The sequence below is a fragment of the Pseudomonas sp. 05N433 genome (assembly GCF_056396925.1).
In genome coordinates, this window is the sequence record NZ_JBFTML010000010.1 from 115,324 (window position 1) to 129,559 (window position 14,236).

Annotated in this window: 14 protein-coding genes; 2 read left to right on the plus strand and 12 right to left on the minus strand. The window is 51.7% G+C overall.

The window, feature by feature from the left end; translation table 11 throughout:
- Entirely contained in the window at positions 1-1,401 is a 1,401-nt protein-coding gene (locus AC1DIS_RS07555) for an aminoacyl-tRNA deacylase and HDOD domain-containing protein (RefSeq protein WP_018927474.1), read from the plus strand.
- 287 nt (positions 1,402-1,688) lie between these two features.
- On the opposite strand, the gene AC1DIS_RS07560 is transcribed toward AC1DIS_RS07555, so the two are convergent.
- Complete coding sequence (locus tag AC1DIS_RS07560; protein WP_477748466.1) at positions 1,689-2,072, minus strand: helicase; 384 nt, start codon at positions 2,070-2,072, stop codon at positions 1,689-1,691.
- 589 nt (positions 2,073-2,661) lie between these two features.
- Between AC1DIS_RS07560 and AC1DIS_RS07565 the strand changes: the two genes are divergently transcribed.
- Positions 2,662-3,042, plus strand: coding sequence for a DUF6124 family protein (locus AC1DIS_RS07565; protein WP_477748465.1), 381 nt, complete (start codon positions 2,662-2,664; stop codon positions 3,040-3,042).
- A gap of 62 nt (positions 3,043-3,104) precedes the next feature.
- On the opposite strand, the gene AC1DIS_RS07570 is transcribed toward AC1DIS_RS07565, so the two are convergent.
- The 11 genes from AC1DIS_RS07570 to AC1DIS_RS07620 all read right to left on the minus strand — a co-directional run bounded on the left by AC1DIS_RS07570 (position 3,105) and on the right by AC1DIS_RS07620 (position 14,231).
- Positions 3,105-4,469 carry a lysozyme inhibitor LprI family protein gene (locus AC1DIS_RS07570; RefSeq protein ID WP_477748464.1) on the minus strand — a complete coding sequence of 455 codons (1,365 nt, stop codon included), beginning with the start codon at positions 4,467-4,469 and terminating at the stop codon, positions 3,105-3,107.
- Between the two features lie 50 nt (positions 4,470-4,519).
- Complete coding sequence (locus AC1DIS_RS07575) at positions 4,520-5,053, minus strand: lysozyme inhibitor LprI family protein (protein WP_019580453.1); 534 nt, start codon at positions 5,051-5,053, stop codon at positions 4,520-4,522.
- Positions 5,054-5,395: 342 nt separating this feature from the next.
- Complete coding sequence (locus AC1DIS_RS07580; RefSeq protein ID WP_026331816.1) at positions 5,396-5,860, minus strand: hypothetical protein; 465 nt, start codon at positions 5,858-5,860, stop codon at positions 5,396-5,398.
- A gap of 99 nt (positions 5,861-5,959) precedes the next feature.
- Positions 5,960-6,412, minus strand: a complete 453-nt coding sequence (locus AC1DIS_RS07585) for an XAC2610-related protein (protein WP_477748463.1) — start codon at positions 6,410-6,412, stop codon at positions 5,960-5,962.
- Entirely contained in the window at positions 6,409-6,840 is a 432-nt protein-coding gene (locus AC1DIS_RS07590) for a hypothetical protein (protein ID WP_477748462.1), read from the minus strand. The genes AC1DIS_RS07585 and AC1DIS_RS07590 overlap by 4 nt, the downstream gene beginning before the upstream one ends.
- 274 nt (positions 6,841-7,114) lie before the next feature.
- Positions 7,115-7,543, minus strand: a complete 429-nt coding sequence (locus AC1DIS_RS07595) for a lysozyme inhibitor LprI family protein (protein WP_477748461.1) — start codon at positions 7,541-7,543, stop codon at positions 7,115-7,117.
- Positions 7,544-7,676: 133 nt separating this feature from the next.
- Positions 7,677-8,324 carry a hypothetical protein gene (locus tag AC1DIS_RS07600; RefSeq protein ID WP_477748460.1) on the minus strand — a complete coding sequence of 216 codons (648 nt, stop codon included), beginning with the start codon at positions 8,322-8,324 and terminating at the stop codon, positions 7,677-7,679.
- A 40-nt stretch (positions 8,325-8,364) separates the two neighbouring features.
- Positions 8,365-8,922, minus strand: a complete 558-nt coding sequence (locus AC1DIS_RS07605) for a hypothetical protein (protein WP_477748459.1) — start codon at positions 8,920-8,922, stop codon at positions 8,365-8,367.
- Between the two features lie 142 nt (positions 8,923-9,064).
- Entirely contained in the window at positions 9,065-9,808 is a 744-nt protein-coding gene (locus tag AC1DIS_RS07610; RefSeq protein WP_477748458.1) for a hypothetical protein, read from the minus strand.
- Positions 9,808-12,147 carry a M23 family metallopeptidase gene (locus tag AC1DIS_RS07615; protein ID WP_477748457.1) on the minus strand — a complete coding sequence of 780 codons (2,340 nt, stop codon included), beginning with the start codon at positions 12,145-12,147 and terminating at the stop codon, positions 9,808-9,810. Before AC1DIS_RS07615 ends, AC1DIS_RS07610 begins: the two co-directional genes overlap by 1 nt.
- Before the next feature lie 47 nt (positions 12,148-12,194).
- Positions 12,195-14,231 carry a type VI secretion system Vgr family protein gene (locus tag AC1DIS_RS07620; protein WP_477748456.1) on the minus strand — a complete coding sequence of 679 codons (2,037 nt, stop codon included), beginning with the start codon at positions 14,229-14,231 and terminating at the stop codon, positions 12,195-12,197.
- Positions 14,232-14,236 lie beyond the last annotated feature (5 nt).

The window sequence follows — 14,236 nt, forward strand, 5'->3', positions numbered from 1 at the left end:
ATGACAGAAGCTGCCCTCGCCCCCGAAACCCCGCACGCTCCGTCTGTTATTCGGCTGCTGCTCGGCAAGCTGGGCATCGCCTACCAGGAAGTCCTCGACCATCACGGCCTGAACGCCGCACGCAAAGTGCAGGCAGTTTTGCTGGACGATGCCGTCGGCGCGCTCATGGTGCTGTTTCCGCAAAGTCAATTGCTCGACCTCAACCGCCTCGCCGAACTCACCGGCCGCCGGTTGACCGCCGTATCCACCGAACGCCTGGTAAAAATGCTCGGCAAACACAGCCTGAGCCTGCTGCCCGGCCTGCCGGCGCTCACCAGCTCACCGTGCCTGTATGAAGAAAGCCTGCTGCGCGAACCGAAGTTGCTGATCAACTCGGGCGAGCCGGGCGTGCTGCTGGAAATCACCAGCGAAGATTTCAAAACCATGCTGACCAAGGCCAGCGCCGGCAACTTCGGCGAAGCCGTGCACAGCATCCGCCCGAACCTCGACCGTCCCGACGATGACCGCGAGGAAATCACCCAGGCCGTGCAAGCGTTCACCGCGCGGCGCATTCAGCAACGCCTGGAAGCGACCATCGAGATACCGCCGCTGGCCGAAACCGCGCAAAAAATCATCAAACTGCGGGTCGACCCCAACGCCACCATCGACGACATCACCGGCGTGGTCGAAACCGACCCAGCCCTGGCCGCCCAAGTCGTCAGCTGGGCGGCGTCGCCGTACTACGCCTCGCCGGGCAAGATTCGTTCAGTGGAAGACGCCATCGTCCGCGTGCTGGGTTTCGACCTGGTGATCAACCTGGCGCTGGGCCTGGCCCTGGGCAAAACCCTGAGCCTGCCCAAAGACCACCCGCAACACACCACGCCGTACTGGCAGCAATCGATCTACACCGCCGCCGTCATCGAAGGCCTGACCCGCGCCATGCCCCGCGCCCAGCGCCCGGAAGCCGGCCTGACCTACCTCGCCGGCCTGCTGCACAACTTCGGCTACCTGCTGCTGGCCCACGTCTTCCCGCCGCACTTCTCGCTGATCTGCCGCCACCTGGAGGTCAACCCGCACCTGTGCCACAGCTACGTCGAGCAACACCTGCTGGGCATCAGCCGCGAACAGATCGGCTCATGGCTGATGCGCTACTGGGACATGCCCGAAGAACTGGCCACCGCCCTGCGCTTCCAGCACGACCCAAGCTACGACGGCGACTACGCCGAGTACCCAAACCTCGTGTGCCTGGCAGTGCGCTTGCTGCGTAGTCGCGGGATTGGCTCGGGGCCGGATGAAGACATTCCGGATGCCTTGCTGGAACGTGTGGGGCTGACTCGCGACAAGGCCAACGATGTGGTCAGCAAAGTGCTTGAAGCTGAAGTGCTGCTGCGCGAATTGGCTTCGCAATTTAGCCAGGCCTAAAAGCATCGTCGGATCGCCGCCCGGACCAAGCGACGCTCCCACAGGTTTCAGGTGATCCCTGTGGGAGCGTGGCTTGCCCGCGATGAATCCCCCGCCGATCTACCTGATCACCACAACCTCTGTGGCGAGGGAGCTTGCTCCCGCTCGACTGCGCAGCAGTCGCAACCCAGCCGCCGCAGTGTGTCAGATACAACCGAAGTCTCAGGCTTTAGGGCCGCTTCGCAGCCCAGCGGGAGCAAGCTCCCTCGCCACAAAAGCCTCCTCCACTCCTGACTGGATCAAGGTTCTCAGGCCTTAGCCTTCGCCTTCCTAGGCTTCAAATACTTGGTCAACCCCTGAAACCAGATCACCAGCGCCGGGTTGCCCTTGATCTGAATCGACTTGTCCTGAATCCCCTGCATAAACGCCAACTGCTTGTTCTTCGCCTGCATCGTGGCAAAGCCATACGCCGCGTCCTTGAACGCAATCGCAAACGCCGGCTCGGCATACACGCCCGACTTGCTGGTAATGCGCTGATCCTTCACCACGAAATGCCGCGCCACCTTCCCGTCCAGGGTCTGTAGCTGAAACACCAATGCCTTGTCACCCAACTGCTGCTGAAACGCAGGATTAGTCCGACTGGCCTTACCCATCAACAAACCCAGCATCCACAGAAGAAAACGAAATTTCATGYGCACAGCCTCAAAAGAAAAATGAACGGCCGGCGCAGTGTAGCCGCTCCAAGCCAGAACGCCACCATCGGGTTGCGTTAGAAGAAGATGAACCGCTTTTCCCGCATGATGACCGCTAAGTCACGCTTTACCGCCTCAACCTTGATCGTTCCCACGCTCCCGCGTGGGAATGCATCCCGTGACGCTCCGCGTCACACCCAACACCCGCCCTACACCTGAAGAAACACATTTCTGTAGGAGTTGCCGAAGGCTTCGATCTTTTGATCTTGATGCCCTCAAACCTCTCGGACATTTCCTTCAAAACGCCGGGCTGTCCGTGAACTAGGCGACTTTGGCGTTCACCGATAACCTCTATCCGTCACCGAAAAAATCGGTGATTCGGACGTGCAAGTCCGATGGAGTACACATTCGGTTATGGCAATTCATCGAGCGTTTTCCTATGCTCGCGAATCGTTATGGCTGCTGTGTATGGGAGACCTTCGGGTCTGCCGGGTGACTCCACCGGTCTTGCACACCTATGCACAGCTGCCACCTCTTTCGAAGTGCACGCGAAACGGTGTCAGCTCCTTAAATTTTGGAGTAACACTTTATGTTCAAGCCAACACCGAATCCCCCAGAAAACCCAGCCACATCCCCCTACGAATCCTTAGATTCCAGAAAGCTCCACGAAGCCGCTGAACGCGCCCTCGACCACCATTTCGCCCCACCCCCCAAAGAAAAACCCAAGCGCAAAGGCAAACTCTTCACCGTCTCCCCCGACATCGACACCGAAGCCCTCCTGGCCAATGCCTCAGAAGACCTGAAGTCCATCAGCGCCATCGCCGCCGACCTGGCCGATGACATCGAAGGCACCCGCCGCTCAGTCGCCCTGGCACTCAGCAGAATGGCCGATGGGGTGCAGTTGTTGGTGGAGCGAGCGCTGGATCACATTGATTCGCCGAATCCGGCGGAGCATCGGGTGAAGGCGTAGCAAAAAAGTACGAAGGGGACTTAAAGTCCCCTTCTTCAGCGTTTATACCTGCACCGCGAAATTTACAGGCAGTGACTGGCCTTTATGTCTGAGCCTTGCGAAACCAAACGCTTCACGCCGTCGCTACCCCCCGGGCTACCTTTATCAGCTGACATCTGATAACAGGCCAACGCCCGGGACACATCCTTTGTTCCCAATTCACCACTCTCAAAAGAAGACCCCAGGTAGTTCATCGCCTCTGTGGATCCCATGGAAACCGCGCGAATAACTTCCCTTTCTGCCTGCTCGGGGTGGAGGCAAGGGCCGTTATAGTCGGTGGAATTACCGTTACAAAAATAAGTGGCATAACCCAGCGCGCCGCTCGCTGTCGTCGATGCCGCTTTGAACAAAGCCTCAACCTTGCTGGTTTCCAGCTGAGGTGCCATCTGCGAAAGACTTAAGCTTGCCGCCGACAGACTCGCCTGTGGATCACCCGACTCTGCAGCACAGACATAGTTTTCCAGTGACGCTTCAATCAACTCCCCAGTCAGACGGTATCGTTCAAGAAACCCCAACCCACCCAAGCCCTCAGCACGTTGATAACAAAGGTTCTCCGCGCGGCTCATTCCGGGTCTATCGGGTGCGACAAGCTCCTTCTCGCTGATCGACCAATCCTCAATTCCCACCAGCGACCAGCACGACTTTTTAGCAAAGTTAAAAATCTTGATGTTGCTGTTACCGGCCCGTTTATCCACAACGTTCATGTGAGCGTCATCGACTGTTTCGATCTCAACCCCTTCAGTCTTGCCCTCCATCGCTGCCATCAACGGAAACGTCAAACTGGCGCCAGTCTCCGCAGTAATTTTTGGTTCAAATTGACCAGGGTCCGAGGTGCGCTTCAATACCAATATTTTTACCGCCAGTGCGGTAAGGCGCTTTTGAGACTCGGCATTGGCGGAAAACACTGGCAGAAACTGCGCGAAGTCTGAGGATGGACACGAAGCACTTCCCCCGCCCCCACTGCCTGAACGACCCACAGTCTCAGGCGCGATCCCGTCCAAATAAGCCGAACGCTCCTGACTCATTTTTGCAATGCAATTGTTCACTACCGCCACATGAGCAGGCTTGGCTGCCTCAATCTCGAACGCCTCTACGGTGCAATTCGTATCCCGTAATTTGATCCACGCACGCTGGGATTCCTTTACCTGCGTCGAATACTCCACCCCTAATTTCGGGTCAACTGAATATTGAGATTCAAGCCTTGCCATCAGTTGGTGATAGCTCGTATTCAACTGAGAATCTGCGGAGTTCTTTGCAGCCTCGGAACACGGGACAACCTGCGGGCTAGAGCTGACTTCACTGCAGTCGTCTTGGGCGAACGCGGCTGAAACCGGTAGTAGCGCGAACGCGATTAGCACACTGGTTAACCCTAAAACAAAGCGTTTCACTGTCTTCAATCCTTGATTATGGAACATACCTATTTTTAAGTTTATTTCAGCTACTTTGATGGCGGAGCAACCGCGATTTGCCTGGCACGATCAAGGGTCAGACGAATCAAGCAACTAGCAGATTGCTCACCATATATAGACTTTACGCACTCGAGATCCCGAAACTTCATCCAAGCTCGTTGAACCTCACGAAACGCGGTTCTTTTTTCGTCACTTAAACGATTTGCCTTATCATGGTAAGCCGAATTAAGCAGCGCATCCGCATCCGCCAAAACCAACTGATAAATATCGCTCTCTTGCACTATTTTTACTTGAGGCAAACTCTGAGGCAGATCCGCATCCCAGTTATTCAATCCATTATTGTCATCAACTCTTAGCTTAACCGTTTTATTATCAAACCACCCATATTGATTTTTTGTCTGCTCCGACTTGTAAAGCAACTCAATATAAATTGGGTCGCTTCCCCGTTGCGGATCATTTAGCAGAGTCTGCTTTAAAACACCGACATTTCCATCTCCCTCATCCAGCTCGAAAGAAAAGCAAGGGGTTGGCCCAGGCTGAGCAGCTGACTTGCTAGCACGCATACAGTCCGCTCGAGTAGAGCCGCTCGGCTCATTACTTCCCGTTTCTACATCTTGAATTCTAATTAGCAGTCTCAAGTTAGGGGCCGCAGAATAGTCGGCCTGTAATATCTTCGCGGAATAGAACGGCTCTGCTTTAACGGTAGCGACGCTAAATACAAAAAATGCTGAGCACGCCAAGAAAATTGTATTTTTAACCACAGAGCTTAATTCCATTTAGTTTAAAAAATGGGGAGATATTTATTTATCGAAAGTTAAAACCTACTTTACAAAATAAATTCGTCCCCTTTTTGCTGATCAGCACCCGCTTGTAGGCGCCGCCGGCAAACGGGTTGGACTTGCTCACTATCTTTCTGGAGGGGATTTCCGACGATCATGGCGCAGCAACCAGACCAGCGGCGGCAACAGCACCAGCAGCGCAAAACCGTCGAGCCACAGATGCGACCAGACCTGTTTTTGCGCTGAAAGCCACATGTCCTGCGGTGCCCATAACAGAACGCCAGCCATCAACCATCCCCAAATTGCGGGTGCTTTAAGACGGTTGCCGAGGTGCACCAACGCGAGCATGTACAGCGAATAACTTTGCAGCGTCGCGCCGAACAACGCGAGCCACCAGACCTGCTGCTCGTGACCGGCAGCAGGAACCGCATCGGCGCCCCAGAACGCGAGTTCGAGGGTGTGAAGATAGCCGTCAAGTAATCCGGAATGACCGGCCCAGGTCAGCGTGAGACCGGCGAGCACATGCACGATCGCGGCGGCATACAGCCAAAGCACCATCGTGGAGCGAAGAGAGAAAGAGGGGGCTGGCATTCCGTGTCCTGAGCGCATTCCTTGAGGGCGGGGAGTTTAATGGARAATGGGGGTTGGCAGATGCACAAGCGTTAAACGTTTACCGTGACGGGTTCAGGCTCAGCGCTTGTGAAAGCGCGTCACGCATGACTGCGGCCCGTCCATTCCCCAGTAGGTGCTGAGCAAGACTTTGCGTTTCTTATCTACACGGAGATTGACGAAACCATCGCCACAATCTGGCTGCACTTCCTCGAAGTCAGCGGTTTTCGGCCGGTAGATGAAAATCCGGTGGATCGTGTAGGTACCCATGCCGTCGTCGATCTGCCAGACAGAAAAATCTTTCATGCCATCGAAGTTGAAATCATCGATAGCGACGTGCAGGGATTTTTCAGCGGCAAAGTCGATGGTTCGCGGCTCGCGAGCATCGACTTGAACCGTCACCGTCACCTTCGGCCCGTTCACTTCCAACATCGCTTCAACGTTTTTAACAGGGTTGAACGATGTTACCTCGGCCCCCGCCGACGCCGAACCCAATAACCCGAACAGCGCCAAACCCAAACTCACCCGAGTCATTGATCGCCCTGCTCCCACTTGCAACCACCTTCCAGAGAAACGTCGATGTTGGGGTTAAGCAGGAAACTGTATTCCTTGCCGTTGGACTTCTTCGTGTACACCATCGAAACGCTCATCGCCGCTTGGGTGACCCACTCATAGGTTCCCGTGACCTTGCCGTCGACAATCTCGGACCAGGTACTGGTATTTTGCGTGGGTGCGTCCGGGGCAAGTATTTCTTCCTGATGATCCGTCAGTACGATGGAAATCGGCGTTTTCGACTTGGCGTATTTGACGAAACCACCCGACCAATTGCTGTCGTGGTCGTAGAAGGTTCGGAACTCGAACTTGATCGAGTTGGTGCCTTCGAAGCAGTAGTTGTCGGAGGTGACTTGGCTGTGGGCTGTCAGGGGGAGGAAGAATATGAGTAACGGGAGTAGCTTTTTCATCTTGAATCCGTTCAGGAGAAAGGGCGCGCCTTGGCACTAGTCACAGAGAGAGGAAGGCTGTTATTGGCTTTCAACGGAGGCAGGCCCTACCGCGCACTGGCCGTCCTGGAGGGCTGCGCTGGCTGGTAATGCAAAAGTCATCATCAACGAGCAAAAAACAGCAAACCTCATTTCATTGAGTCCTCTAAAAATATCAAACCACAAAACTCAATGCCCGCGTCATGCGCAGCTTTCCAGCCTCTATTTAATAACACCAACCACTGTTCGAAGACTATCAACTCGCAGGTAGAATGCCGTTCAAATAGGCAGCTCTTTCCAGACTCATCTTTGCCACGCACCTATCGACATCTTCAGAATAGGCTTTTTTATCCCATTCATTTTCAAAACCCTCTAGCACGCAGTTCGTATCCCTCAGCTTTAGCCACGCGCGCTGAGAATTTTTCAATCGAACTAGAAAAGCTTTATGTACCTCATGTTGTGATTGGTATTGAAAAATATACCGAACCCCGGCTCTATCAATCACAGCCTCGTAGCTTTCATTGAGAGCTCGATCCGCATCTTTCATCGCTGACTCCGCGCACTCACGACTTTTCTCACCGGCGGCATCCTCACAGCGGACATCGTGAGAAAAACACACTGAAGAAATTGAAATCGACATAAACGCAAACAATAGATTACGAAAAAACACAACGTGCATCGTCATCACTACATCCTGCTTTACCAAAAATTCGAAAACCTTGCACTTCTCGCGATAATAATCGAGAAAAAACTCTTTACGCCGCTTTAAAGACCAAATCCCTCGAATGCAACAAAAAACCCATACCCTTTCCTTAAATCTAATTTTTACTAGCTGTAATTTTCTCAAATGATGACTTAATGTCAGACAATTGAGGATCGCCTTTCAAATTAGATCTTGGCACACAAGCAGAAAACTTCACCGTGGCACCATTTATACCTTTTAGCCCATAGAAGCAGTCAAACCACAGGCCTTCTTTGTCCAACGAAAATTTACTTTTAGCAGCAGAAATTTCTTCATCAGAAACCCAAAGCATAAAAGGAGACGCTATTACTCTGACTGCGGCAGTACCTGACGCAAATGAATGAACAAGGTCTACCGATCCCGTTTCCGGCCCTTGACGAAAATTTTCATCGGCGGCGTAGCTGTATATATATTTACCACTACTATCGAAACGCCCAGACGCAGCCAAGCTTTTCTCAAAAATAACTGACTCAATTAAGAAAACATTCTCCTCCGTCAAAATATCTGGATTTAAATTGACGTTCGAAACAAGTTCACCATAACAAACCCCACCCTCGACCCTCACGCTTAATTCGAAGCCAGGAATATCGGGTATTACAACTCCGCATATATTCATAGGTTCTGATTGAGCAATCGGTAAAAACGCGAAAAACGAAAAGCCACTGAGCAGTATCGAAACAACCAGGACTGATCTATTTAAGCTCCCCACCATGATCAAAGCCATTGAGCGCAACAAATAAATCCACCCCTTTACTCAGAAGAGATTAAGGATTGTCATATTCAACTTTCTGCGCAAACCGACTCTCGTCAACTAGATCCCTCTCCTTAACACCATACTTGTTAAGCAAGTCTTCATAAGATCCGGAAGTATCAAATAACTTATATGAATTACTAAAAACATGATAAATCAGCCTCCCCTCCTTTGAGTAATAACCATGCCACTCAGGGCAAGAGCCGCATCCACCAAAACCACCTATAGACACCACGCTTTCTTTGCTGCCTTTAATACAAGCCATAGAAACTACAACATTTGATAAAGACTTAACCTTTCTTCCGGAGTCTGTAAGCTGAGAGACCTTATCAATTTTACGACGATTTTCTTTACCACTTATATTAATAACTTGATCAGTACATACAGGCAGCCCCCCATGCGGCTGGGATATCTCTACCGTATCTTTCTGGCAACTCGACACCAACTCAACTTTAATTCCTTCACAATCCATGACATCTTTTTTTACATACGACTCAGCACCTGGAGAAGACACAGCAATGCCTGACGATAAAAACGACAGAAAAAAAACAGCGGTTCTACTCTTGAACATCTGCAAATACTCATACTCTATAAGATCTGAAATAGTGACCAAATGTGGACAGATTTATTAATCGACAGCTAAACCTACCCAACAAATAAATCCGTCCACTTTTTCCGCTATTTTTACTCCTGACATCTTCACGCCGACCCAATCATTGCAAGAATTTCACGGTTTCCAACGTAGCCTTTATTTCCTCGAAGCTTTTTTGGTTGAGCAACAATGGCTTGGAATAATTTTCAGCTGCGCCTACCAGAACATTACTATCTCGAACCAGACAGAAACTTACACGAGCGATACTGTCTTTCATCTTATCTCTAAAACCAAATATAAATCCCGACCAGTTAGCACCATTGAGTTCTTGAAAAATATACTCTCCCGGTCGTCCTGCATTATTATTTGGCACCCACCCTTTGCCTGTCAACGTCGCGGGACACTTAAGATTATTAGCTTCTTTCACATCCTGAAGTTCTGGACTAACCTCTCCTGAATTAGAACTTATGCTAGCACCCTGCAGATCGAAGTTCTCTGTACCATCACACATCAGCCCAAACCACTTTGATTCCAGGCCACCATCTTTCTTGAAGCTCCAATTATATCCAGCAGACATTTCCGCCTGTGTGAGATACGGCCAACTTTTGTCTTTCGGCATGGTTTTTGATTCAAGAAATACAACATCAGGAGTATTGAACTTTACATACTGATTCTCAAGCAATACCATAGAATAGCTGCAATTACCCTGATGTATTGCAGCTATTGCTTTTCCAGAAGCATAAGCAGAATAACCTGGTTGATTTCCTATATCCACGACAGAAATTTGCCCTGTATCAGAGGAAAATACCGGCACCGAAATCAAACATCCGACTATAGATACGTGCCATCTGCTTGTTTTTTTCACTATTCAATGCTCCGACGAACAAAGTCTTGTGGGGTATTAGATAAAGAGCCAGTTGATGTTGGAAATACCAAATGATCAAGCAGTACTACTTGCGCATTTGCAAACGCGAGGAAACGCGCTTGAACTCCCCATATCGATGCAAAATTAGATGATGGCGAACCGAGATTAACAGTCGCAGCGACATTCCCAAACGCTGTATTTTCGTAGTAATGTTTAGTCTGTGCATTCGTCGTTAATGCTCTCAATGTACTACTTGTAGAACTGTAGTAGCCATCCGCCTGCTTAGAAGCCCCAGACCACGCCCAGTAGGCACCGGCACTGTTTGCAGCATCAAACGAGGTTTTCACAGCTTCCCGCTTTGCAATAACTGCTTGTGGGATACCAGTTGAAGCGTCACTTAAAGAATTTGTAGGGTCATACATAGATTTATTGCCGTTAACTATCGGCCTATTATTATTTGCCATTGTGGTGTGGGTTGCTAATGTCTGCGAAATTTGCTGACTGACAGGCTCACCCTTAAACTTCCAATACTTAATATAGTTACTCGCATGAGTCAACTGCAGGAACCCCCTACCATCCCATGGCTTATACCAGTACGGACTTCCTTCATGAAGCTTTTGATACCATTGGGTTTCTTGTGTCGCATTGCCAAAAAAACATGCCAGCCTTACTGGAGTTACAACAAGAAATTTTCGCAGTGCTTTATTCAGGTCAACACGACGCGTTAAAGCATCTGCATTTGAACTGGAAAGCATTGTTGAAGCATTTGGCAAGCTTACGGACTCCCACTGCCAGGTTGGGCTTGCTTTTCGCAACGAGTTCATTGGCAGCAACTGAACGAGCTCATTCCTGCTCAACCAACCGCACTTTCGGAAAGTAGCTATAAACTCTTTCGGCGGGAAGTGCCAATGATTTGACGTTATCCCATCTAACGCTGCCTCCTCCCAAAATGCTAATTTTTCTTGATGAGCTTTAAGTTTATCATAGCTCACTTGAGGCAAAGCCCCTCCCTCTGCGACTTTCAGCAGCCAACCATATCTAGCGTCAAAGTCACCCTTATTCCATTCGCTAGGAAATTTAACTATACAGCGCTTCAACTTCTCTTGGCTCTCGGCCAGACTAAGAATCTCAGTATTGCGAGAGCGCTCTATAACATAGCGCTCAGACAGAGCGTTTTTTTCTTCCGCCGACATCCCCGAATAAGCAGAGGAGCTAGCAATTGAAATTGCATCCGTGTCGTCAGGAAACTGCTCATTCCCATTAAGTTTCAGTAACTCCCTTATACGAGAAGACTGACAGTGACTATCGGTATCAACATCATCATCAATCAGTTGCCAACCCTGCCAACTGGGGAAGTCCGAATCACTAAAACAGCTAACTGTTGACCCATTTAAATTAACCCAAGCATTACCTGCGGGAAGAAAAATCTGACGCCAATGCGCTGCTGCTACCGGCTGAAGAGCATCAGGTCCTAGCACACGACCGAAGCGCAACAGCTCAAAACCTGCACTGGGACATGCCGCAAATCGCTCATTAGCAGTCTCGAAAAGTTTATATTCAAAATTATCTGCTTCTGTAAATTCACCAAGCAGCCCACCTTTCTCAGTATATGTGCTTAGTACACACTTTCCTTTCTCGTACCGCATGCGAACAAACAAATCTTCCTGCGGGCGAGCAACAACAGCACTAACATTATTAGTTTCTACCCAGTTTGCCGGATGTTCTGCGTAACAAACCGCTTCGGATGGCAAGAAAAAATGCATGTCCCCCCAGCAGCTTCCTTGGCGGCCACTGGTGGTTTTATATTCTAGAGCTGGGGTGATTCGTCCAACAAGCTTATCCACTTCACTAGCAATTATTTCAAAATGGATTTTGTCTGGCTGCCCATATATTTTCCCTGCCCGCCCTAACTCATCCTTACGGTATATTTGAGCACCTATTACCGGAGCAGGCGTTATCAGCAACTTTGACAAATGCATATAGATGGAAAAATAAACAACTTTACAATTATCTCCCTCACCTATTTCTGTTTCATGCCTAAGAACAATGCAACCATTATCCGTCCAACTTTCGCGATAATACAGCGGCTCATCGGCATCACTTGACTGCTCCGCTGGCTGGCGAAAATATACTAATTTTCCGTCCGCAATCGCTCGAACGGGAAGTGCATCAGCGCCTTCACGGGGTGCCGTTAAATGGATACCGCTGTGCCAGTTAAGATCGAAGCTTAGCGGATAGCTGCCGTCTCCTGGCGTACCTCCTAGCATCGCTCTTGCTATGAAAGCTTCATCACTTTCTCCGGCCAAAGGTGCCGGTAAAAAAGGAGGGCTAATTATCATGTGTTCGTTTCCTAATCCTTGGTTAACTGCTCAGAGCATATTTTGGGTTACAGGGAGAATGGGTAATCAACGATAGGCTTAACCTTCTCAGGCGCCGCATTCCCCAACGCCTGATCCATCAAACTCCCCGCCTTATCCTTATCCGCAGCCCCCGGCAGTACCGGTGGCTTAATCCCAATCCCGGTCCCACTCCCCGCCGATCCACCAGCATTAATCTTCACCACCGGCCCAACCACGGTAACCCCACCGGCATCGAGCTTGATGAAGCTTCCGCCCGCTTTTACCGTCAGCTCCATCCCCGCTTCGATAACAATCTTGTCCCCAGCCTTGAGGTGTATTTCCTTCCCGGCACTGGTCAGCTGCGCAGTCCCAAGCTTGATGTGCTGGTTCTGCCCAACCGTCAGGTGATCATCCATCCGCGCTTCAGTCTTGCGGTCGGCGATGGTGGTGCGGTGTTCTTCGGCCTTCAGCTCGGTGTAGGTGTTCTTCACCACCGTATCGTGGCGTTCATTCCCCACCCGAATCTTCTGGTCGTGCTCGATGTTTTCATCCCAATCCCGCTGGGCATGAATAAAGATCTGCTCCGCCCCTTTCTTGTCTTCAATCCGCAGTTCGTTGTACCCACCGCCCCCCGGTGAGCTGAGGGTTTTGAAGACGGTGCGGGTTTTGTTCGTCGGCAGGTCGTAGGGAACCTGGTTTTCCTTGTGGTACAGGCAACCGGTTACCAACGGTTGGTCGGGGTCGCCTTCGAGGAAGGTGACGAGGACTTCCATGCCGATGCGCGGGATGGCGATGGCGCCATAACGGTCGCCGGCCCAGCTCGAAGAGACGCGCATCCAGCAGCTGGTTTTGTCGTCGGCCAGGCCTTCGCGGTCCCAGTGGAATTGCACTTTGATGCGACCGTATTGGTCGCAGTGGATTTCTTCGCCTTTGGGGCCGGTGACCATGGCGGTCTGGCTGCCGAGCACGCGGGGTTTTGGGTGTTCCAGGGCCGGGCGGTAGAACACGTTCCACGGGGTGGCGAGGAAGCGGTTGCGGTAGCCCTGGTGGAAGTCGTCTTTGTTGTCGGTGGTGTCGCTGGTCACCGCTTCTTCGAGCACTTGCGGCTGTTTGCCTTCGTGGACGACTTCGGTGAGCAGCCAGAGGTCGTTCCACTCGGTGCGTGGGTGGTCGGAGATTTCGAGGAAGTGGCCGCTGACGAGCGTGGTCTGGTCGCCACGGCCTTCGGCTTGTTGATAGTCGGCGCGGTGGCGTTCAAGGGCACGTTGGCTGAGGAATTTGCCGCGGGCACGGTCGAGGAAGCGGCCGGGGTAGTCGTAGTCTTCGAGGTCCGGTTCGGTGCTTTCACCGTCGGGTTTGTACGCCGCTTCGAGTCGCAGGTTGGGCTTTTCGAAGTCGTAGTCGCGGCGGGTGACGCGGCCGGTGCGGGTTTCCAGGCGCAGTTTGAAGCCTTTGATCACCGGTTCGTCGGCGACCATGCCGCTGCCTTGAACGTAGGCGGTGGGCTGGCCGAGTTTCGGGAACACGGTCTGGTCGTCGCCGAACACCAGCAGATGGGCTTTTTCGCTGTGCTGGAAGTGGTAGTGAATGCCTTCTTCTTCGCACAGGCGCTGGACGAAGTGCAGGTCGGTTTCGTCGTATTGCACGCAGTAGTCGCGGTCCGGGCACGGGGTGCTCAGCTGGAAGCGGTAGGCGTTACCCTTGATGCCGTGTTCTTCGAGGATCAGGGCGATGATTTTCGGCGCCGACATCTGCTGGTAGATGCGCTGGTTGGTACGGTGATGCAGGTATTGCAGGTGCGGCACCAGGGAGATTTTGTAGCGGGTCAGGCGCTTGCCGGCATCGCCTTGGGCGACGCGGTAGATCTGGCCGTGGATGCCACTGCCTTTCGGGTCGAACGCCAGGAACGCCTGCTTGTGCAGGAGTTTTTCCAGGTCCAGGTCCGGGTTTTCGCTGACCAGTTCCAGGTCGAAGCGATACGGCTGGCTGATGCCTTCGGTGCCGGTGAACGACAGCACTTGCAGGTCGCCCACATAGTCTTCGACGGTGAGGCTGAAGTGCGTTTCGTTAGCTGAGTTGAACATTGCTT

Bases quoted from the DNA above. Each gene is read 5' to 3' on its own strand.
- AC1DIS_RS07555 (WP_018927474.1), top strand. From the start codon at position 1: ATGACAGAAGCTGCCCTCGCCCCCGAAACCCCGCACGCTCCGTCTGTT.
- AC1DIS_RS07560 (WP_477748466.1), bottom strand. From the start codon at position 2,072: ATGAAATTTCGTTTTCTTCTGTGGATGCTGGGTTTGTTGATGGGTAAG.
- AC1DIS_RS07565 (WP_477748465.1), top strand. From the start codon at position 2,662: ATGTTCAAGCCAACACCGAATCCCCCAGAAAACCCAGCCACATCCCCC.
- AC1DIS_RS07575 (WP_019580453.1), bottom strand. From the start codon at position 5,053: ATGCGTGCTAGCAAGTCAGCTGCTCAGCCTGGGCCAACCCCTTGCTTT.
- AC1DIS_RS07580 (WP_026331816.1), bottom strand. From the start codon at position 5,860: ATGCCAGCCCCCTCTTTCTCTCTTCGCTCCACGATGGTGCTTTGGCTG.
- AC1DIS_RS07585 (WP_477748463.1), bottom strand. From the start codon at position 6,412: ATGACTCGGGTGAGTTTGGGTTTGGCGCTGTTCGGGTTATTGGGTTCG.
- AC1DIS_RS07590 (WP_477748462.1), bottom strand. From the start codon at position 6,840: ATGAAAAAGCTACTCCCGTTACTCATATTCTTCCTCCCCCTGACAGCC.
- AC1DIS_RS07595 (WP_477748461.1), bottom strand. From the start codon at position 7,543: ATGACGATGCACGTTGTGTTTTTTCGTAATCTATTGTTTGCGTTTATG.
- AC1DIS_RS07600 (WP_477748460.1), bottom strand. From the start codon at position 8,324: ATGGCTTTGATCATGGTGGGGAGCTTAAATAGATCAGTCCTGGTTGTT.
- AC1DIS_RS07605 (WP_477748459.1), bottom strand. From the start codon at position 8,922: ATGTTCAAGAGTAGAACCGCTGTTTTTTTTCTGTCGTTTTTATCGTCA.
- AC1DIS_RS07615 (WP_477748457.1), bottom strand. From the start codon at position 12,147: ATGATAATTAGCCCTCCTTTTTTACCGGCACCTTTGGCCGGAGAAAGT.
- AC1DIS_RS07620 (WP_477748456.1), bottom strand. From the start codon at position 14,231: ATGTTCAACTCAGCTAACGAAACGCACTTCAGCCTCACCGTCGAAGAC.